The sequence below is a fragment of the Leucobacter faecis genome (assembly GCF_054456695.2).
In genome coordinates, this window is sequence record NZ_JBTJER020000014.1 from 14,513 (window position 1) to 35,186 (window position 20,674).

At 61.9% G+C, this 20,674-nt stretch carries 19 protein-coding genes; 9 read left to right on the plus strand and 10 right to left on the minus strand.

The features are described 5' to 3' along the window. Positions 1-7 precede the first annotated feature (7 nt). From ACXR2W_RS12660 to idi, 5 genes are read right to left on the minus strand one after another with little or no spacing between them, the layout of a single operon-like run. A complete protein-coding gene (locus tag ACXR2W_RS12660) occupies positions 8-514 on the minus strand; it encodes a hypothetical protein (RefSeq protein ID WP_458816383.1) in 507 nt (168 codons plus the stop codon). Beyond that, positions 511-2,154 (minus strand): phytoene desaturase family protein, encoded by a 1,644-nt coding sequence (gene crtI / locus ACXR2W_RS12665; protein ID WP_458816385.1) that lies wholly within the window; start codon positions 2,152-2,154, stop codon positions 511-513. The genes ACXR2W_RS12660 and crtI overlap by 4 nt, the downstream gene beginning before the upstream one ends. Beyond that, positions 2,151-3,083: a phytoene/squalene synthase family protein gene (locus tag ACXR2W_RS12670; RefSeq protein WP_458816387.1), complete on the minus strand. Its 933-nt coding sequence runs from the start codon at positions 3,081-3,083 to the stop codon at positions 2,151-2,153. Before ACXR2W_RS12670 ends, crtI begins: the two co-directional genes overlap by 4 nt. Beyond that, entirely contained in the window at positions 3,080-4,219 is a 1,140-nt protein-coding gene (locus ACXR2W_RS12675) for a polyprenyl synthetase family protein (RefSeq protein ID WP_458816389.1), read from the minus strand. Before ACXR2W_RS12675 ends, ACXR2W_RS12670 begins: the two co-directional genes overlap by 4 nt. Then, positions 4,179-4,730 (minus strand): isopentenyl-diphosphate Delta-isomerase, encoded by a 552-nt coding sequence (gene idi / locus ACXR2W_RS12680; protein WP_458816391.1) that lies wholly within the window; start codon positions 4,728-4,730, stop codon positions 4,179-4,181. The genes ACXR2W_RS12675 and idi overlap by 41 nt, the downstream gene beginning before the upstream one ends. 120 nt (positions 4,731-4,850) lie before the next feature. Here idi and ACXR2W_RS12685 point away from each other — a divergent pair, with 120 nt between their 5' ends. The 3 genes from ACXR2W_RS12685 (at position 4,851) to ACXR2W_RS12695 (ending at position 8,352) form a co-directional block, all read left to right on the plus strand. Continuing rightward, complete coding sequence (locus ACXR2W_RS12685; RefSeq protein ID WP_458816393.1) at positions 4,851-5,444, plus strand: MarR family winged helix-turn-helix transcriptional regulator; 594 nt, start codon at positions 4,851-4,853, stop codon at positions 5,442-5,444. A gap of 35 nt (positions 5,445-5,479) precedes the next feature. Continuing rightward, positions 5,480-7,126 carry an SDR family oxidoreductase gene (locus ACXR2W_RS12690; RefSeq protein ID WP_458816395.1) on the plus strand — a complete coding sequence of 549 codons (1,647 nt, stop codon included), beginning with the start codon at positions 5,480-5,482 and terminating at the stop codon, positions 7,124-7,126. A gap of 125 nt (positions 7,127-7,251) precedes the next feature. Continuing rightward, positions 7,252-8,352, plus strand: a complete 1,101-nt coding sequence (locus tag ACXR2W_RS12695; RefSeq protein ID WP_458816397.1) for a baeRF3 domain-containing protein — start codon at positions 7,252-7,254, stop codon at positions 8,350-8,352. Between the two features lie 103 nt (positions 8,353-8,455). On the opposite strand, the gene ACXR2W_RS12700 is transcribed toward ACXR2W_RS12695, so the two are convergent. The 3 genes from ACXR2W_RS12700 to ACXR2W_RS12710 form a co-directional block, all read right to left on the minus strand. Then, the gene (locus ACXR2W_RS12700) at positions 8,456-9,826 is read right to left on the minus strand and encodes a plasmid pRiA4b ORF-3 family protein (RefSeq protein ID WP_458816399.1); all 1,371 of its coding nucleotides are present in this window, start codon (positions 9,824-9,826) and stop codon (positions 8,456-8,458) included. A 201-nt stretch (positions 9,827-10,027) separates the two neighbouring features. After that, a complete protein-coding gene (locus ACXR2W_RS12705) occupies positions 10,028-10,993 on the minus strand; it encodes a hypothetical protein (RefSeq protein ID WP_458816401.1) in 966 nt (321 codons plus the stop codon). After that, positions 10,990-11,871 (minus strand): helix-turn-helix transcriptional regulator, encoded by an 882-nt coding sequence (locus ACXR2W_RS12710; protein WP_458816403.1) that lies wholly within the window; start codon positions 11,869-11,871, stop codon positions 10,990-10,992. The genes ACXR2W_RS12705 and ACXR2W_RS12710 overlap by 4 nt, the downstream gene beginning before the upstream one ends. Before the next feature lie 391 nt (positions 11,872-12,262). Here ACXR2W_RS12710 and ACXR2W_RS12715 point away from each other — a divergent pair, with 391 nt between their 5' ends. The 6 genes from ACXR2W_RS12715 to ACXR2W_RS12740 all read left to right on the plus strand — a co-directional run bounded on the left by ACXR2W_RS12715 (position 12,263) and on the right by ACXR2W_RS12740 (position 18,176). Then, positions 12,263-14,533: a vWA domain-containing protein gene (locus tag ACXR2W_RS12715; protein WP_458816405.1), complete on the plus strand. Its 2,271-nt coding sequence runs from the start codon at positions 12,263-12,265 to the stop codon at positions 14,531-14,533. 98 nt (positions 14,534-14,631) lie between these two features. Beyond that, positions 14,632-15,243, plus strand: coding sequence for an alternate-type signal peptide domain-containing protein (locus tag ACXR2W_RS12720; protein WP_458816407.1), 612 nt, complete (start codon positions 14,632-14,634; stop codon positions 15,241-15,243). A 101-nt stretch (positions 15,244-15,344) separates the two neighbouring features. Then, a complete protein-coding gene (locus ACXR2W_RS12725) occupies positions 15,345-15,971 on the plus strand; it encodes a signal peptidase I (protein WP_458816409.1) in 627 nt (208 codons plus the stop codon). Continuing rightward, on the plus strand, positions 15,968-16,585 hold the full coding sequence (locus tag ACXR2W_RS12730; RefSeq protein WP_458816411.1) for a SipW-dependent-type signal peptide-containing protein: 618 nt from the start codon (positions 15,968-15,970) through the stop codon (positions 16,583-16,585). Before ACXR2W_RS12725 ends, ACXR2W_RS12730 begins: the two co-directional genes overlap by 4 nt. 5 nt (positions 16,586-16,590) lie before the next feature. After that, complete coding sequence (locus ACXR2W_RS12735; RefSeq protein ID WP_458816413.1) at positions 16,591-17,319, plus strand: SipW-dependent-type signal peptide-containing protein; 729 nt, start codon at positions 16,591-16,593, stop codon at positions 17,317-17,319. Continuing rightward, positions 17,316-18,176 (plus strand): hypothetical protein, encoded by an 861-nt coding sequence (locus ACXR2W_RS12740; RefSeq protein WP_458816415.1) that lies wholly within the window; start codon positions 17,316-17,318, stop codon positions 18,174-18,176. Before ACXR2W_RS12735 ends, ACXR2W_RS12740 begins: the two co-directional genes overlap by 4 nt. Before the next feature lie 109 nt (positions 18,177-18,285). Here ACXR2W_RS12740 and ACXR2W_RS12745 read toward each other — a convergent pair whose 3' ends face one another. Both ACXR2W_RS12745 and ACXR2W_RS12750 read right to left on the minus strand, forming a co-directional pair. Then, a complete protein-coding gene (locus tag ACXR2W_RS12745; protein WP_458816417.1) occupies positions 18,286-19,233 on the minus strand; it encodes a hypothetical protein in 948 nt (315 codons plus the stop codon). A gap of 412 nt (positions 19,234-19,645) precedes the next feature. Then, a complete protein-coding gene (locus tag ACXR2W_RS12750) occupies positions 19,646-20,554 on the minus strand; it encodes a DUF308 domain-containing protein (protein ID WP_458816419.1) in 909 nt (302 codons plus the stop codon). Between the last annotated feature and the right edge of the window lie 120 nt (positions 20,555-20,674).

Sequence of the window (20,674 nt, forward strand, 5' to 3'; positions counted from 1 at the left end):
TCGCTGGCTATCGGTCCGTGACGGTCGCGCCCCGGCGCCAAGCGTGCGCGAGCCTGCGAATCTTGGTCTTGCGCCACAGCCAAAGGGGCCAGAGCGCCAATGACAATGGGTATGCGAATATGCCAGCGACCGTGAGCTCGTCGTGCCACACCGCAGTCGAATTGCCCGCTGGCCAGACCGACAGTTCGTGGTTCCAGCCGCGCGTGAGCGCCAGCGGCCCACTTAGCGGACGGCCATAATCGCGCATCGTGCGAGAACCTGGAGGGAGCTGGTCGCGTGTGATGTCTTCGATGAGGATGCGTTGTCGCCCAACTGGAAGCCTGCCAAATGCGAGGAGTCGCACATCTGCGGGTGTTCCCGGGGCGAACGCGGCTGAGAACGAGTGTTCTGTGGGCTGCATTTGTAGCAGCGGGCGGTAGAGGGTGGCAGCTACCGAGGAAGAGTGCATGGCGTTCCACGCTGCGTCAGCGGTGCAATCGATGCTGAATGCCACCCGAATGCGGATCGGTTTCATTTCAGCCCTCGCTGTGCTGAGCGCTTAAGTTTGACCCTTGGCGCGGGCGCGGGAGGTGAGAAACCGCCTGCGCGAGGAACTGTCGGGCCCGCTGTCTTGTCGCCACGAATGTGCTTGAGGACGAGCTCTGCGCTGATCAAACACATGGGAACACCGACCCCTGGGGCCGTGGTTGCGCCGGAATAGTAAAGCCCCTTGACTCGCTTCGATGCATTTTGGGCCCGAAACATCGCGCTCTGACTCAAAATGTGGGACGGGCCGAGCATGCCCCCGCTCCACGAAGAATAGTCCTGTACAAAATCGGCGGGACCAATGGTACGGCGCACTACGATTCGATCGTGCAGGTCAGAGATGCCTGCCCAGTGAGCGATCTGATCGATAGCGCGATCTGCGGCCTGCTCGACTGCTGAGCTGCCGAGACCCTCGTTACCTCCTGATCCAATCGACGCGTCTGCTGGGACGGGGACTAACACAAACAGATTTTCTGCATCTGCTGGCGCAACGCTCGGGTCCGTCGCGCTCGGCTTGCATACATACACAGACGCAGGGTCTGGAATGCGGGCCTGTGGGCCAAAGATTGCATCGAAGTTCGCGTCCCAATCGTCGGTAAAAAAGAGCGAATGATGGCCCAATTGGGGCAGCTTGCCCGATACGCCTAAGAGCACAAGAACGGCTCCCGGCCCGCTCTGGCGTTTGTGCCACCAGCTTTCTGGAAAGCTCTGGGCGGCTTTCGGTAATAGTGCGGTCTCGGTGTGGTGCAAGTCTGCTGCTGAGACCACGGTGTTGGCATGCTCGATGTGCTCTGTGCCGTCTTGGTCCCGCCATCTCACCCCGCTCGCACTAAAGTCCCCACCGGAGGCTTGTCGAGTCAGGATCTCGGTAACTTCGGCCCCTGTGACGATCTCGACGCCGTTGTCGAGAGCGAGCTGTTCGATCGTTCCGACTAGCCGCCAAAAACCTCCCATTGGATACTGCACGCCGTCGTCGAGATCGAGTGCGCTCATGAGGTGGTACATGGAAGGCGCACGACGAGGGTCGGTGCCGAGGAATACAGCAGGATATCCCAGCACTTGACGCAGTACTGGATCGCTGAAGCGTGGTTCGATGAAGCGCTTGAGTGATCGGAGCAGGAGCGGGATCAGGCGAGGCACTGCTCGCAGCACTTCGGGTGTGAGTAACGAACGGAAGCTGGTGAACGTGTTGTATAGGAAGTAGCGCTCAGCCATGTCGGTTGTGCGCGAAGCGGATTCTACATACTTACGCAGACGCCCCGAGCTTCCGGGCTCAACTTCCTCGAAAATATTGGTGACATGATCGAGGCCGAACGGGATGGTCAGCTGCTTCACCTGCCTATCTTCCTGTGGCATTGAGAAAACGCTATATCCGGGGTCAAGGGTGCGAAGATCGAGCTGCTCTGCGCTCGAGGTTCCGAGGAGCTCAAAGAAGTGCTCAAACACCCGGGGCATGAGGTACCACGACGGCCCGGTGTCGAACCTGAACCCCTGGTCTTGGAACGTGCCGGCGCGACCGCCGACGCGGTCGTGGCGCTCCAGCAAACGTACGCGATGGCCCTCACGCGCGAGTAAAGCGGCGGTAGCCAAACCCGCAACGCCGCCACCTATAACGATCGTGCGAGTCATACTCTACTCAGCTTTCGCCTGGGGTAAATGGACTGGACAATAAGTAACGCTTTCGCGGGATTCGAAACTCTGACACGTTGTGTGAGTAGCTGATCCACGGGCATCGCAGCGATTTTGTTCGTCAGCCGCAAAAACAAACGACGTGCGCAGTCCACTGCTACCCGCGCATCGCTTGGGAGCAGCGGCAGGACTGCGTTGGCTTCTGCGAGTTGTGCCCGGATCGTTGCGATCCACTCTTGTTTGAGGGCTTCAGTGAAGGGGGCATCTCCGCAGAGATAGTTGCGCTGCAGACGTTCAGTGTCGTCGGCGAGGTCGCGCAAGAAATTTACGTTCTGGAATGCCGCGCCGAGGCTGCGGGCCCCGTGCTCAAGTCTCGACATGTCGCTCGCGGACCGTGCCTGACCTTGCATGAAAACACGTAAACACATGAGCCCCACTACCTCGGCTGATCCGTAGACGTAGGCTGCATGGGCACCCGGGTCAAACTCGTTCATCTGCGAAGTGTGTGCATTGTTCGAGGGTGCGGACGAAGTGGTTACGGGCAGATCCATGCGCATGGACTCAAAAAATGGGCGTGTAAGTGCGCAGTCGATGCCCGAAAGGCGAGCAGTATTGGCGAAGGCTTGTACGACGGGGTTGCTGCTGTAGCCAGTGGAGACGGCAGCATCTGTTTCCTGCTCAAGTGCGGTTAGGCGGTGTGCTTGAGCGGCAGGGGAGAGTGTTGCAGCGGCTGCCACACCGTCGACTAGCTCGTCGGCGATCCTCACTAGTCCATAAATGTTTCGAACGTGCTGGCGGTGGCGGGCACCCAATAGGTTGGTGGCGGCACCAAAGGATGTGGAGTAGCTGCGAATTATCTGATCCGTCGCGCGTTCTGAAGCACGACTGTACTTCTCAAACGGTGCGAGATTGTCTCTTCGGGTTGTCATGTTGTGCGCCCGTCAAGTGAGTCGATGAGATCGAGTAAGAAAAGGCACACTGGGGCTGGCAGCGCTCCGGGGCCCTGAGTCAACGAGGCGATGGCGGTGCTGATGCGTTCGCTCACCATCGCCTCCATGAAGCCCTTGGCCCCGCACTCCACGAGCAAATGCTGAATTTGAACCCCGGACTCGTAACAGAAATCCTGAGCTCCGATCAATTCTGCGAGCGCTGGCCAAGCTGACGTGTTTCGTGCAAACGCGATGAGTGCTGTTTCTTTGCCTTCTCGGAAGTCAGAGAACTGGTCCTTGCCGTGCGTCATGCTCATGCTGAAGGCAGAGAGCAGATCGTCTTGCAGCTGGAAGGCGAGGCCCAAATGGCGGCCTATGGTGCCCAGCTGCTGCTGAGTTCGGTCGTCCGTCCCCGCCATAATCGCGGCGACACGAAGGGGCAGCTCGAAAGTGTAGGTCGCTGTTTTCATGCGCGTCATATCAAGCACAGCGGTCAAGCTGGGGGCTAGGCAGCGGTCAGCGAGTCCAACATCGTAGTATTCGCCCGCGACAGTCTCAGTCACTGTGGCATCGAGCACATCGAGTAATGCGATGCGCTGCGCCTCGGGCAGATGGACTCTTGCAAAGATTTGGTGGGCGATGGTCAGCATAAGATCGCCGATGAGCAAACCGCTGCTGCGGGCCCAGTGCAGACGCTGAGCTTGTGAGGAGTCCGGGTATGGTGTGCCGAGTGTTCCGTTTGCGAGATGACCGATCAGGTTCGGTTGTCCTCTGCGCAGCACGTCTTCGTCGATGAGGTCGTCGTGCAGGAGAAACGCGTAGTGAAGGATCTCAAGCGCTGCAGCAACGGTGAGCGCGGCATCCCGGTGCGCCGTTGATTCAGGGTGATGATCGGTGAATGCATCAAATGCGCCCATGACGAGGCGCGGGCGTAGGAGTTTGCCGCCCCCTACGCACCTGATCGCGAGCTGCCAAAGTTCGTCATATGCGGCTCCCAGACCTCTTGCCTGTGCGCCGCGCTCGGAGAGTATGCGTGTTAGCTCTGACGAGATTTCGTGCACCAGGGCCTGAGTCATCTCGCCACGAAACTGTGTGTCAAGCATCGATGCTGCCCTTTCCCCAAAGCCCCCGGGCATGCAGCTGCGGAAGCTGCTCACGCAGCCAGGGGCTGAATGCAAACGGCGTCAGTGGGAGCGCTGTGGCGAGTGCTTCGGGACGGACCCAGGCCCACTCGCTCACCTCGCTGCTGCACGGTCTGAGTGACCCCTCAATTCGGGCGGAGAATACGGGGCACACCTCGTTCTCCACGATCCCTGAGGCGTCCACTGCCCGGTAAGAGAATTTCGGTAGCTCACACCGGATATCTTGGACTGTGGTGCCCAGCTCTTGGGCTGCACGTCTCTTGATGGCGTCTTCGAATTTCTCCTCGGGCGCCGGGTGTCCGCAGAAGCTGTTCGTCCAGACCCCCGGCCAGGTCTGCTTCGAAATGGCCCGGCGAGTCATCAACAGTTCACCCTGATCGTTGAATAGATAGCAAGAAAATGCCAAATGGAGAGGAGTCGTGGTTGTGTGTACGTCGCTCTTCGCTCGTTCGCCTATCGGGCTGCCGTCCTTGTCGAGCAGCACGACGCGTTCTGCTAGTGGCATTGATCCTCCAAGCGTTGTTGAGACGGCTGCGCGCCTTCAATATTTCATTGACTTTAGGCTATAGTAAACCAAAGGAAAGTAAATGATGCACTTCCAACTGACTGTTTCGGGGGCTCGAGCATGAACACGTTCGGTGCAGATGCGAATGATTCACACAGTGAACAAGGCGTTGACCGCCTCGTGCATGCGTCGGCAGAGAACGAGGAACTCGAAGTTCCCGGCATGTCGCAGGAGCAGGTAGAAGAAGTTCTCCAAGTAGTGAACGGGCTCGCGCATCTGCGCAATGCAGAGCGCACTCTGACTGAATCAGCGCGCGTCGCGCTCGGCGTGTCTGCACAAGATATGCGGGCGCTGCAGTTTGTTGTTTCTGAGCAGCAGGGGGACCGCATCGTCTCACCTAGCATGCTGGCCGATTACCTACGGGTTTCGGCGGCCTCGATTACGAAGCTGCTCAATAAACTCGAGCGGGCAGAGCACCTGTCTCGATCGCTCCATCCACACGACCGCAGAGGCATTCAGATTGAAGTGTCGCCCGCCACCCGCGCGCTCGTACAGAGATCGGTGGGCCGCCAGCAGGCGAGGCGGTTCAACGCTGCTGCGCAGCTCTCGAGCGCAGAGAGACTAGTGGTCGCCCGATTCCTTGACGAGGTTACTCGGGGCATAGTCGGCGATCGGGCAGCCTGGAACGCAGTAAAACCTCCAACAACGGATTAGTTCAGCCTGTCGAGTCGAAGCTAAGGGGTGTCAGTATGGAACGAATGAAGCCGCAGCCAACTTCTGGAGTTGCAGAAGAGGCTGACCTCAGCTTTCCGACAGGTCAAGAACGAGCATTGCGTGCGAATTCCCTCGGTGGGGTTGCGCCGCTCGTGCTCGTGTTTGGAGCAACTGGCTACGTCGGCGGCAGGCTCGTACCCAGGCTACTTGCGGCGGGTTACCGAGTGCGAGTGCTGACACGAGACCGTGACCGTGCTGCTGGGATGCCCTGGGCGTCGCAAGTCGAGATCAGGGTTGGAGATGCAGCTGATTCTGCCGCAGTGCGCCAGGCCTTGCGCGGCGTAGACACGCTCTACTTTCTTGTCCATTCCATGACTGCGGGCAAGGAGTTCGCACACGCAGATCGGATGATTGCTCGTAATGTCATCGGCGAAGCTGCGAGCGCTCACGTGCAACGGGCGATCTACCTGGGCGGATTGCACCCGCGAGACGGTGAACTCTCAGAGCACCTCGCTTCACGTGTCGAGGTTGGTGACATCTTTCTTTGCTCGGGTGTCTCCACAATCGTGCTGCAAGCCGGTGTAATCATCGGCTCAGGGTCGGCTTCTTTCGAGATGGTGCGCCACCTTACAGAGGTGCTGCCGTACATGCCTGCGCCACGATGGGTGCGCAACTTTATCCAACCCATTGCGATCCGTGACGTGCTCTACTATTTGCTTGCCGCGGCTCGAATACCAGATGACTTGAACAGAACGTTAGACATTGGTGGGCCCGACGTGCTGCGGTACGGCCAAATGATGAACGGGTACGCACTCGAAGCCGGGCTCCCACAGCGGCACATCGCCTCGTTGCCTGTCCTCACACCGCGGCTCGCCTCTCACTGGGTGGGGCTTGTAACGCCGGTGCCACGCCAGATTGCCCGCCCGCTCGTCGAGTCATTGCAGCACGACTGTGTGATGCTCGAACACGATGTCGACCAGTGGATCGAGCGACCAGAGCCTGGCCTCACCCCGTACCGACGAGCAGTGAAGTTTGCGCTCGGCCGTATCGAAGGGGATTCCGTCGAGACGAGCTGGGTCGACGCCCGGGTGCCGAGAGCATCGAGCGAGCCGTTACCGAGTGACCTGTTGCCGAGTGACCCGGGCTGGTCAGGCCGAACGGTTTTCACCGACGAGCGTACCCAGCACTCACGCGCGGCTGCAGAGGATGTGTGGTCTGTGATTTCACAAATCGGGGGCGCACAGGGGTGGCACTCACCTCAGCTGCTCTGGTCGCTGCGGGGTGTAATCGATCGGCTTCAGGGCGGGGTCGGGCTCAAACGGGGTCGGCGCTCACGCGTAAATCTCAGGGCGGGTGACGCCGTCGATGTGTGGCGAGTTGAGCAAGTGATCCCTAACAAGCTACTCAGGCTCAGAGCCGAAATGCGAGTGCCCGGTCAGGCCTGGCTTGAGTTCGGCGTTGAAGCCGAAAAAGACGAGACGAGGTACTGGCAACGCGCAACCTTCATCCCCCAGGGTCTTGCGGGCAGGCTCTACTGGCTAAGCATGCTGCCATTCCACGGTCTCATATTTCGTAATATGAGCCGCAGCATCGTCGCACAAGCCGAGAAACTCACCACTGACGCGCGAGACGAGAACGCAAGCGGCCGAAGCCGGGGCCCCAACGGCACCGAAGCACGGTAGGCCTTGTGCAGTGATCCGGATCCCTGGGAGTATTGGGAGGCACCAGGCCTCAAGCTGCAGGCTGGGGACACTGGGGTCCCGTAGTGGGCGACCCCCGTCGTATTTCACGCGGAAAGGTGCATTACATGACACACACGTCCCAGGGAATCGTCGACGCCCTCGACTTCGACATCGTGTTTCGGCGCGGGGCCGAGGCGGGCCCCAAGCTGACACTCACCGTGCCGACCGACGTGACAGGCGCGCAGGCGAACATCGGCGCGCTCACCCTGAAGAACCAGGTGCGCGACGCCCGCGCGCATCTCAAATCGGCCGGCGTGAGCGAAGCTGACGCCGCGAGCATGCTCGCGCCGGTTGCCGAGATCGCAGCCGACACGTCGTACTGGCGGCTGCAGAGCCGCGGGCTCATCATCTTCGTAGCCGAGGGGTTCTGCCACGCGGTGCGCATTCCGATCGCGGTGCACGAGAGCCTCACCGTCGCAGACAGTTTCAACATGCTGCCGCTCGCCCCGGTGCTCGCGAGCGACCGCAAGACCTACATTCTCGCGCTCGCGAAGGGCGCGGTGCGCCTGTTCGACGCGACCCGCAACACGGTCGAGGAGCTGCCGCTCGAGAACATTCCGGCGTCGTTCGACGAGGTTGTTGAAGAGCTGCCCGAGCGCACGATCGACGTGCGGTCGGCGGGCCCGGGCGCCAATGCCCCCTACTCGAACGGGCACACCGGCGACCTGCAGCAGCTGCTCATCGAGAAGTACATTCACGCGGTCGGCAAGGCTGTCGGGGCGCGGCTGGGCACGGCGCGTTCGCAGCCGCTCGTGCTCGCTGCCGTCGCCGAATACCTGCCGCTGTTCAAGCAGGCCTGCGACTACCCCGCGATCTTTGGCGAGGCGATCGCGGGCAACCCCGAGCACGCACTGCCCGACGACCTGCGCTCGGCCGCCTGGCATCTGCTGCGCGACAACGACCGCGCGCACGAGGCTGAAGAGCAGGATCGCGCCCGCTCCCTCGCCCACAACGGCAAGGGCGCGTTCGACCTCGTCGAGATCGCGCAGGCGGCGGGTGAAGGCCGAGTCGACACGCTCTACCTGCCGCGTGACGATGCGCGCATCGCCGACCCCGTGCTGCGTGCGCACGCGAACCGCGCGCTCATCACGACGCTCGCTTCGTCGGGCACGCTGCGCACGCTGAGCGCTCCAGACGGCGACGGGCTCGCGACGTTTAGGTACTAGCGGGCTAGGCCTGCTGGGCTAGGACTGCTGGGCTAGGCGCGGGGCCGGATCGGGAAGGATCCGGCCCCGTGGCATGTTTGGGCACACCCGCGGCTCGGCGGTGCTAATCGCCGCGCACGACCCGGCGTGCGAACGCTGCCACGGCGGGGTCGGTGCCGGCCGCGTTCCACCCCTTACGCATGTACCCGTTGAGAAGTGTGAGTACATCGAGCGTGCCGCTCATCGGAGACGGCAGGGCGCGCCGATCGTTACCATCGCGCCAACCGATTTCGAACATCATCTCGCTGATCGCTTCACGCCACTGCTCGATAGGTGCTTCGCTCCCGGCAACGACGAGTGCGATCCACCCCGAGTGCTGCTCGTACTCGGGTTTGCCAAGCGGCAGCCGCCTAGCAATGTGTGTGAGGAGCGCCTCGGGGTTGCCCGCACATCGTTTGGCTGCCTGGGTGGTAAAAATCTTGCCCTTGCGCACTGTCACGAGCCCTAACGCTCGGGCGCTGTCGCGCAGAAGCGCTACGGGAGCGGTGAGATCCTCGCGGTTGACGAGCCCGAACCACCACTCGGTTACCCCGGACTCTTCGGCGATCTGTTTGACGTGCACGGGCTTGAGGTACCCGGCCGCGGTGAGCGGTGTGCTCTCGCCGATGACGTCGAGTAGTACGCGAAACGGTGCTGTTAACCGGTCAGCGTCTTCGGCGGTCACGAGGGGCTGGGCCTGGCTGTCTGAGTGGTAAATCGGTAGCGAGAGCAGGTCGCGCAGCGTGCGTGATCCACTGCTTGCCGCGTGTGTCAGCAACGCTCCTAGCTCGGCGGTGACGGCCGAAATTTCAGCGCACTCTACCGCGATCATTCTGTTTGTCTCTGCGAGGTCGAACGCTTCGGGGTGCCACCCGTGCGGCAGCCACATCTGACCGCGCTCAGTGCTCTCGAACACTTCGGGTCGAAGGTCGTCAGCGTAGTCGCCGCGCACCCACTCGGCAATCTCTTGGTAACCCCATGTGCCGCCGCAGTCTTCTGGCGGGCAGGCGAGCTTGCCGGCCGTGCACGTGATGTTCTCGGGCGCAGCCTCGAGTACTTTTTCGACGCGCAGGCAGTGCTGCCAATTGTCGCCAAAGTCGTAGTCGTAAAACAATCGATCGCCCACGGTGGCAACGATTTGGTCGAAGCGTACCCCGTCCTCAGCGACCCCCACTTCGCCTTCTTCGAAGTCGAACGGGGTGAGAAACTCGGGTGCGTTGCGCTCATCGCTGGTGCGAAACTTGTGCAGGTGGCTGTCGGTCCACCCCATCGCAGCCTGCAGCACATCGTGCAACTGCGGCAACTTGATGTCTCCAGGCAATTCGAGGCGCCGCCACACGGGCGGCTTCGTGTGGAGCAGATCGACCCGCACGACAAACCCGCGTGTCGTCTGTGGCACGGGCAGGAGCGTGGGCTCAGGGGACCGCCACGGGTCATGCACATCGATTCCGAACATGACTCTATTCTGGTTGCAGAGGGACGACGAGTCGGTATCGAAATGACGAGTCGGCATCGAAAATGCGTATTTACCGTGCTGATTCGTCGTTCTGATGCCGACTCGTCAACTGAGCCGCGCTCAGCGAGCCGCGTCAACTGAGCCCCGTCACCTGAGCCGCGTCAACTGAGCGGCGCTCAGCGAGCGGCCGAGGCGTAGAGCCTACCCCTGATCCGGATCCTGGGCCCAAGCGACCCCGAGCGCGAAGATCGAATCGACGCCGTAGTGCTGCATGCCGCGTTCGAGCCGTCGGCGCGCGCTGCGAGGGTTGATCTCGAGGCGTTCGGCGGCCTCGTCGAGACTGAGACCGTCACGCATGTGCTGCATCACCGGCACCCAGAGGGGCACGTCATCGGGCACTATGATCGGGCTGCTTGTCGCCCACAGCAGATCAAAGAGGGTGGCTATGAGACGCGTGGCGGCGGGGTGCTCGACAACTGTTACGGACGCCGGAAACGATTCGCCCCACACGACCGGCAATGCGACGCGACCAGAGTGTAGATCTGCCCAGATCCAAGAAGGCGGTTCGGTTAGTGTGCGCACCTCGCTGTTCTGGGCGAAGCCGTCAGCCATGTCTTCGAGCGTGAGTGCGTCGGGCGACTCCGGCACGAGAATGCGAGAGCGCTGGGGGGCAAGCGCGAATGTTGCCCACAGGTCGCGCTGCATGTCGTGGCCCATGGGAGGCGGCGGGAGAGCGGGCAGCAGGCCAATGACGTCAGCGCGGGCGGGGTCGTGGGAGATCATGCTCTGCAGCGCTTGCGGGCCCGCAAGCATGCCGGAGTATGTTTCGACGGGGTAGGGGTGGGCGCTGCCGCCCGATATGGTGTTGGCCTGTGTCAGGCTGTCGAGAAGTCTTTCGGTGAGCGCCTGCACGTCGTTCGCGAGACGCTGGGTAGCGGCAACGTAGTCGTCAAGAACCCTGCGCATGGATTCGAGGCTCACGGTGGCCGGTGAATGGGTGAGTAGCTCGTCGCCTCGTCGCGCAACATAGCCCGCGTGCTCGAGTCGTTCAAGTGCAGCGTCAAGGTCGGTGCGTGAGAGTCCTGTGAGCCAGGCGAGGTCAGCTACGTGGCCTGGCCTGTTGCGCAGCAGTTTGAGCAGAAGCTCTTGGTCTTGTGGGGAGATCATGGTGTTTCCCTTGCCCGTGAGGGCGGTGTAACGCCCACGTCGTGATGCGGCAAAATGGGCGGGTGCGCTGCTGTATCTGCACCCCATGCGGTTGCGAGTGTGAAGAAGGAATCGGTGTTGTAGTGCTCCATTGCGCTATCGAGCTTGCGTCGGGCGGTGCGGGCGCTGACACCAAGCTTCGCGGCGGCCGACGCGATCGTGTGTCCCTCGTTCAATAGCGAAAGCAGGGCATACCAGGGTGCACGCGTCGGGTCGTCGATCGAGAAGCTCGTAAGCCAGAGCCTACGAAAGAGTTCACGTGCCGCGTGCGCGAGCACGGGGCTGTGAATGACAGTGACGTCACCGCGGTCGCGCACGCCGGGTGTCGTTGGCACAGCGACCGTGGTGCCAGAGTCAACCCACATCCACGTGGGCATGCGCTGATGTAGGCGAAACTCGGCGCCCGCCTCAGCAAACGGCGCAAGAAACGGTAGCGCCGCTGCGGGCAGCGGCGCGCTAAACAGCCCGCGCGCGAGTCGGTAGCGTGACACCGCGTGAATAAACGCGGCAGTGTCTTTGAGGTCGGAACCCTCGAAACCGAAGCGCCCAAAATGTGGAAAGAGCCCGAAAATCTCAAGGTGCTGTGCGCCAGCGCTTTCTTGTCGCGTGAAATGCTCGCGCCACGCATAGTCAGATGCCCACGGGCCGGTGAGATGCTCCACCCGAAACGTATTGGCGTCGTGCTGTTCGCCGAGCGACCAGTGCCGTGCCTGTGCGGGCAGCGACTGTACAAACTGCAAAATATCGTGGGAGACCCGTTTGGTGTCGGCCGCGTGGTTGTCGAAAACCTGCGAACACTCAGCGAACGCCTCATTCTTGAGCTCAAACTTGTGTGGCATGCGGCACCGTTCCCCAGCTGAAATACCGCGAGGCATGGGCATGCCCCTAGATCGTGAACAGCATATAAGCGTACCGCGAAGCGGTGCAGACGGGCCCAAGCGTCCGTAAATCGTGACCGGTTCGAGTCTTGTCCAAGTCGGGCTAGGTCCGCGAGAACGCCCAAAAGTTGACTGTCGACTTTTGGGCGCGATTTTGGCGATCCCGTTGTTTTCTCCGAGAGTAAAGTTTTACTTCGTCGGGGAGGACGGGCCAGCGGCCAGATTAGTCATGCCGCGGCCCACACACAGGCGATGCCCTCTGCATCGGGTGAATCTGTGCTGCCCTCCGCGCACTTCGTCGGCTACGCGCGGGGACTCTGGCATGGGAACTCGCGAACTTAGAGGTGTTCTCATGCATTCAAACTTTTCCCCTGACCACTCGCGTCACAGTGTCAAGCGCACCTCGCGCTCGTCACTGCTGGCGGCGCTGTGGGCTTTGCCCCTGCTGCTGGGGCTGCTCGGCATGAACGTGCCTGACGCGGCCGACGCTGTGCCCGGCTCACAGGGCACAGATGGCGTGCAGGCGACTCAGGGCGCGAGCGCTCCTGACCACGCTGAGCGTGACGGTGCTGGTGATTCTGCTCCGGATCAGGGACCGAGTGGGACGGGCGCGGATGGTGTCGCGAGTGAAGACGCTCTCGCTGATTCGAACGACAGCGCAGAGCCGCTGGCCGCAACAGAACCGATGGATGTTGAGTGGGAGGAGTCTCCGACCGCTGCGGCAAATACCGAAGGCACCTCGCGTGCTGTTCCTGTGCCCGACAAAGCGGCCAACGAGTCGGTGATCATGGTGAAGGTGGGTGGAGACCGAGCCGCCAACGTACCGACCGGTGTAGCACCGCTCGAGGGAATCAAGCTTCGCCTCCACACGAAGACTGCGAATAACTGGATGGACCAGCCCATCCTCGAATCGTGGGCTACGTGCACCTCAGACGCCGACGGCCACTGTTCCTTCATCGTGCCCGAAACTGGTGTGGGCGAAAAGAACCACTCAACGAGGCTTGTGATTGCTCAGATCGAGTCTGACGCCGTGGGTGCGAACGGCGGGTGGTACGCAAACCCCATCATTCGTACTGGTAAGGACAACAAGCCGAACTTCGAACAACGATACGAATTTTTGACGCCTAAGCGGTTGTTCCCCGGACGCACTTACGAATCGGGACGGGTTGACTACCCCGCAGGATGGGACGACGACGACAGCCGTTTTATGGATGGCGCCCCTGTCGGCACTGGAGCAGTGCCACAGCGAAACTCCTTGGGGGTTTGGCAAAATTCGCGCAAAAACTCTGACCTCGGGTGCCGTGTTGGGCTCAACGTCGCGCTCGTACTCGACCTCTCGCGATCGATCGACAATCCGGATCCGATCACGAAGAAGAGCAACCTACCTCGCCTCAAGTCAGCCGCGACAGGGTTCCTCGATGCGCTCTCAGGTACTGGTTCGTCTGTGGGGGTCTTCACCTTCGCTGACCTGGCACCTGCGTCGACAGCGGCCAACTACCCGCTCGCTCCTGTCGATGATGCGACCCATCTCGCGAACATGACGAAGCGGATCAACGGATACAAGACCGCAGTGGGCACGAACTGGGATCAAGGCCTGTATCAAGTTGTAACCGACGCCAACCAGTTCGATCTTGCGATCGTTGTCACAGATGGTCTGCCCACGCTACACGGAACGAAGCCATACGGACTGACGCAGGCGACACGTATCTCTGAGGTAGAGGCATCGATCTACTCTGCCAACGCGTTGAAAGCGAAGGGAACCCGAGTCATTGCGGTGGGGGTGGGTGACATCGTCAAAGGCAGCCCTGTGAACTTGGCCGCGATCTCGGGTCAGCAGGAGTTCAAAACTGGCGTAAAGGTTGAAGATGCCGACTACTTCACTACGGAATGGGAGCACCTGGCCGAGCGTCTCGGTGAGATTGCGCGGCAAACCCAGTGTGCCGCAGAGATCACGGTCAAAAAAGAGGTTCGCGGTTTTGGGCAGCGTGAGTTCACGCCCGCCCGGGCCGGATGGAACTTCGATCTCGATAGCGGTGTCGACGCCAAGTTCGAAAGCACCGGCAGCAACGAGGCGTCGAACGTTACAGACTCGACGGGTTCGTTCACGCAGACCGTGCGCTTTGTAGATGAGGCGCAGGATTCAACGAATATCTCAATTACCGAACGGCTCACGGCTGGCCAGGCTGACGCGAAATGGAAGCTGACGGGGGTGTCATGCGAGACGAACGGCGGCGCTGCAGTGCAGCAACCCATCACAGACATGGGTGTGACAGTACCTGCGAGCAAAGATGACAAGATCATCTGCACCTTTCAGAACGAGCAGGTGGGTGAACCGTCCATCACGCTCGTGAAACGAGGCTGGGCCACCGACGACACCGACACGATCAACACCCCCGGCCGTGAAACCGCGACCGAGATCGCTAAGGGCGAGACGATCAAAGACGGCACGAAGGTGAGCTGGAGCTACGACGTCACCAACACCGGTGAAACCGACATCAACGATTTGAACCTCGTCGATAACCGCCTCGCCGCGGGAAGCGTCGACTGCCCCGCCACCACGCTCGCAGCCGGCGCGACCATGCGCTGCACCGCGACCGGGCCGGTGCGCATCACCTCGGGCTAGTCACACCACGCCCCCACAGATTCACACTAATCACCGCGTGGGAAGACTCCCCGCGATACCGACCGCCCGATCCGGGCTTAATACAAAGGAGAAACACCATGAAGAAGCAGGCACAGGGAATCATTGCGGGTGCAGCAGGAGCAGCGCTGCTGCTCGGCGGCACCACGTTCGCGCTCTGGAGCGACAGCGAAGACGTCGCTGGTGCAACGATCACCGCGGGTAACCTCGACGTGACGCTCGAAAAGTCAGAGTGGTTCGATGTCTCGGCAGACCGCACGGACTCAGGTCACGTGATTGCCGATCTCGCAACGCACCGCGTTGTGCCGGGCGACACCATTGAGGGCCGCTACACCGTTACCCCCGAGCTCGAGGGCGAGAACCTTGTCGCCAACCTGGCGCTCGCGTACGACGACGCTCACACCGGCGACCTGCTGACGGGCCTCGAGCTCAGCTACAGTGTGCGCGACGCCGACGATACCGTGATCGCGACCGGCGGCGCGAACGGCGTTGCACTCAACTTCGCTTCGAATGACAACGGTAACAAGGGCGCACTGCCGGTCGTTACCGCAGGCGCTACCTACACCGTCGTCGTGACCGCCGCATTCGATGCTGCCACCGCAGAGCAGGATCTGGTGCAGACCACCGCTGCGCTTTCTGAGGGGGCGATCGAGCTCAACCAGGTGCGTGAAGACGCGCACGGCTACAACTAAGTACTCGACTGGGGTGGGAGGCAGCAGCCTCCCATCCCAGGCAGCATTAGCCAGCTGCCGCCAAGACACCCGAAACCCGCTGAGCACCCCGAGGAGTGACCGTGCTACACGCAGCAGCAGACCCCGTCGCGCCGCATGGCGGCGCAGGGGAGCCCGCGGGCGAAGCTGGGCTCTGGCGCGCCATCATGCAGGGCGCGACATGGGTGCTTCTGATCGCGCTCGCCGCGCTCGCGATTGCGTTGGCGGTCGTGCCACGGGTATTTGGCGGGCAGGCGCTTACTGTCTTGACGGGGTCGATGGAGCCGACTTATCACCCGGGTGACATGGTGGTTGTGCTGCCGCAAGAGCGCTACCGCATCGGCGACGCCGTCACTTTTCAGCCGGTGTCGGGCGACCCGACACTGATCACACACCGTGTCGTGGGAGTCTCGCTAGGCCCAGATGGAGCGCGCTATACAACACGCGGCGACGCGAACGGGTCAGACGACGATCCGATCGAGGCAGCACAGGTGATGGGCCGGGTGGCCTACAGCGTGCCGCAAATCGGGCACGTAGCACTCGCTTTCGGTGAACATCGCAGCACGCTCATCGCAATCGCGGGGGCGGGGTTGCTTGGGTACGGCGCCTATGCCGTGCTGTGGCCTGCGCGCGGCTCGAAACGGGCACGAGCAGCAGACCAGCACCCCTCCCAAACGCATGAGCCTCAGAACACAAAGGAACAAGAATGAGTATCAAGCTGAGCACTCCGGTGCTAGCTGTGGCGGCCTTTGCGCTCGCCGCCGTGGGCGGTGGATCAAGCTTCGCGCTCTGGAACGCAGCTGAGCAGATCGATCCGGTGATCATCACCGCGGGTGACCTCGAGATCGAAGCGAGCGACGGCGTGTGGCACGAGGTGTCACCAGATGTTGCACACCCGCAGCAAGACATTGATCCGGCGACTTTTCTCGTGCGGCAGGGGGACTCGCTCGCAGCGAGCTTCGACCTGACGGCTGCTGTGCAGGGTGACAATCTCGTAGGTGAGCTCGGTGTCGATTGGCCCGTCGCGCCGCAACTGCCCGAGGGCGTCGACGGCACGTATGCGCTGTACCTACAGGCAGCCGACGGCACACTCACCGACCTCACCGACCTCACTGGCCTCGGTACGCCGGTGCAGATCGACGCCGATGAACATCGACTCGTGGCAGATAACGCGGGTAAGAGCAGCAAGCTTCTGCTCACGGTGCAGCTTGATTTCAGTGAGATGGAGGACCGGCAGGGCGCAGCTACCCTCGCCCAGGTCGCGAACCTTGGTCCGATCGAGGTCACGCTCGATCAGCGCCGTACGGGAGATGGATTTCAATGAGCTTCATGAATAGAACGCGGCGCCCAGGCCGGGCCGTCACAGTAGTGGTGTGCGGTGTTCTCGGTCTTGCCGTCGGGCTCGGTGGTGCCAGCACGCTGGCACTGTGGAGCGATAGCGCGCAAGCCGTTGGTGAGACCACGTCGGGGTACGAGTACTTTGCTGCTGCGCGCGTCGACGCGCAGCAGCTGCAGGCGGCTGATGATTTTGGCCGCGTGCCCGTCACCATCACCGTCGCAGACGCCCAGAAGCTTGAGGCAGACAAGAAGATCGCGATTCCCTTCGTGACTGAGTCGTTGAGCCAGGGCAACAAGGGCCTTGCGTACCAGCTGACACTGCCGAAAGACTGGGGTGCGGGGGTGTTTGGAGCATCGACCGTTGGCGTCTACTGGGTCGACAAGCCTGAGTCGTGCGTGGTTGGCGGCGCAAAGCCTGTGCCGCCCGCAACGGTTGAGGGGCTTTCATCGGTTCCTGTTGACGCCAGCTACTCGGTATCAACCAAGCCCGTTGTCGAGTACTGGTGTCTCACGGCGCAGCTCGGCGAAGCGCAGCCGAGTGGGGAGTACGAGAACACGGCTACCGTGACGGGCAACGACCCGAGCGGTGCCGAGCTTTCGGCGACCGATAGCTGGCACGTGCAGATCACGAAGGACCCTGATTACACCGTTGGGCCGCCGCACACCATCATGTTTGGCTACAACTCGTTTCGCCCAGCAGTCACAGAGGAGACCCCGTGAGCACAGTAACCTCCTTCAATCGCGGGGTGCGCCTGGCGTGCGGTGTGCTGGCAGGAGCCGCCATGATTACGGTGGGCGGAGGGTTTGGTCCAGCGATGGCAACTCCCGCCAGCGCGTTCGCGATCGCAGTATCGCCAGCCGTCGCGCAGGGCGCCCACGATGACGCGTTGCAGCTGTCGTGGGACGGTAAAACCTACACCTCGACGACAACGGCAAGCTTTCTAGGCTCACCCGTGACCGTGCCGGGCGATACGGCTGAACGCACGCTCTACGTGCGCAACAGCGGGCCAACCGCAGCAACGTTCACGGCCGACATTGTCAATGTGAAGCTGCGCACGCCCGAGGCGCTAGACGTGCATCACAACGAGTCACACGAAGCCCCCGATACGTCGGGCCTCTACACGGGGGCGGGCGCACAGGGCGACTTCTATGACGACCTGACGATCGGTTGGATCACGGGCAAGGCATCGATGACTTCGCTTGATGCGGCAGGTACGACGCAGATCATGGCTGGGCCGATCGCGGTGGGTGAGGTTGTGCCCATCACCCTCAGCTACGACTTCCCGGCAGCGGCGACATCGGGCAACAAAGCGAATGTCGACCCCCGTTTGGCTGAGTTCGATGTGCGCATCACACTGCAGGGCGACGAAGAGGGAGAGACACCACCGCCTCCTGAGAAGCCTCCCGTGACGACGCCGCCCAAGGTTGACCCGCCCAAGGAGGTTCCCCCCGAGCTGACACGTACGGGCGCCGAGGTCCCACCCTGGGGCATCGCGCTCGGTCTTACGGGACTCGGAGCTGTCGCGCTGGCTGTGACCGCGGGAGCACGTAAGCGCCGCGCGCGTTCGCAGGGCTAACTCGCCCCCGCCCCACATCCAAATGACGAGTACACACGGAAATCACGCATTTCTCATGTGTACTCGTCATTTGGGTATGTGCGGTAGCCGAAACGGACTGGCGGGCTGTCTACCCGTCGCGGCCGGTGACCGAGACGTCTGCGGCTGCGACTGCGACGAGCGGAATCTGAATGGTTTGCTTGAAAATGGACTCGTACGAAGTGACGCCGAGCGAGGCTGCTGTGAAGCTGATGATGTCGTCTTCAAGTAGGCGCTGCGACGGCTCCCCGTTCATCATGACAAGAATCGGGTCCTTCCAGAACGTGCGCGAGTAGCCGGGGTCTGCTGTGATGCTCACGCGATACTGACTGTCGCCGATGGCTTGAATGATCTTGCCGGTGAACGTGTAGTAGTTGCCGGCTGCTTGGTCGCCAGCCCGAAAGAGGTCTTCGTACGTCACTGGCTGTGCCGCGGCTTTCTTTGCTTGCAGTTCGGCCTCGGCTTTTGCCTTTCGTTCGATCTCAGCACGTTCTTCAATTGAACTCTCCAAGCTGTTTTGGGCGGCCAGTAGGGAGTCGAGGTCTTCATCAAGAGACTGAGTGAGTTGCGTGATGGACTTTGTGCCCGCTTGGAGCTCTGCATTGGTGGCTGAAGTGGGCAGTTGTTTGGCTCCCAATATCGCGTCTGCGTCTTGCTGCATCGCCGACAGCGCAGTATCCCACTCCGCCAAGAAGGCCTTGCCTGCTTCGTCGTCTGCTGCGAGGTCAGCCGCTTTGAGGCCGGATCGAGCGTCGAGGGCTTCTGCTTCGGTGACGGACCAGGTTTCTTTACTGGCGCGATACTGCAAGAAGGCTTCGTCGTACGCTGACACGACTTCTACGCGCTCCGCTTTCGCATCGGCGACACCGTTTGAGATTGCGACACCTCCGAAGGCGATGCCTATGGCCACGATGGTGGCGGCCGCTCCCCACGCGAGTGTCCGTAGCTGTCGGCGTTTGCGCGCGAGGCGCTCTGCTGAGGTGTTGTCGAGTACTTCTGCCGGGGCCGGCGAAAGATCCGTGGGTTCAGTGTTCGTCATGCTGTGGACCATTCTGTGTTCGTGCCGACGGAGGGTTCATGGCTTGCGCCCCAGCCTCGGGGAGGCCCAAAGCAGTTGCGATGATGAAGCTGCCGGCCACCAGATGCTTTATGGGTACGCCGCCCACGACGTGATCCTCGCGACAGGCAGAGATATCAGGTGTGTCATCAGCCGCACTAGCGGGCGCTGGTGACTCGTCGTGGTGGCGGGGGAGGTGTTGGGCGCTCATGTGCATAGGAGTTTCCGTTCGAGATCGCCGTGACGTTGGGGTTGGTGCGGGCGCTGGTGCGGGCGTTGGCGCTGGTGCTGGCGCTGGGGTTGATACTGGGAAGCAAAAGCTAAAGCAAAAGCAGAAGCAGCACGGGGGCGGGCTGCGCTCCCGCGGCAGCGCCCGCCCCCGATAACACCAGCGCTACTGCACCGCGACGAATACCTTGTCGCCGAGCAGCTCGGGCTGTACGGCGATCGTGCCACCTGCAACCTCGGCTGCGGGCACGGTGAACACGAAGTTGCCGGTGCTGCTCGCGCCCGGGTACAGGGTGCCGATCACGTCGAACGGCTCGGGCGCGACGACCATCGAGTCGTAACTCTTGAGCGTGTTGCCGCCGCTCGTCACAAACTCGGTGGTGAGAAACGGCGTCGTGCCGGTTTCGTCGGTGCCGTTGTAGGTGGCGGTGATGTTGACGAGCACGTAGACGCTGCCTTCGGGGGCAGGCTCATTGAACTGGTTTGCGTCGGCGATCGCCTGCGATGCGTCGAGGTTCACGCTGTTGACGGTGGCGCTCCAGTCACCCTGCTCGATCAGGCTACCGAGGGCGGCGGGGTTGGCGCGGGTGCCCACCTCGGCGCCCGCCGCTTCGTCGGTGTCGCTTGCAGCGTCGGTCGACGCTTCGTCGCCCGACTCCTGTGGCGCTGAGACGGAGGTTTCACTCCCAGAGAGAGCGTCATCGATGCCCGCGGCGAGCGTGCCAAAGAACACGACGAACCCAACGATGGTGCCCACGATGGAGAGGATCAGGGCTGAGAGGCCGAGGCCCTTGCCCTTACCCTTCATGAAGAGGGAGACGATCGAGAGAATAAACGCGACGGGCAAGAGCACCCATCCGACGATGAGCGCGCCGGGCATGCAGGCGAAGATGAACCCGACGATCGCGGTGATGAGCGCGACGAGGCCAATGGTGTTGCGAGGCTTCTTAGCCGGTGCCGCAGCCGGTCCCGCAGCCGGTGCGGTCGCTGCCCCGGTCGCCGCCCCGGTCGGAGGGGTAGCTGCCGCGGGCTGAGGCGTGGTCGCCACAGGGGGAGTGTTTTCAGGAAGAGACATCGGGGCTCCTAGCATTGATGATGGCTGGTGGGTGATGAATCGACAATAGAGCTGGCACGAACCATGTTGTCCCGAGACCGTCGATAAGCCCCCTTATCAATACTTCGCAAGCAAATAAGC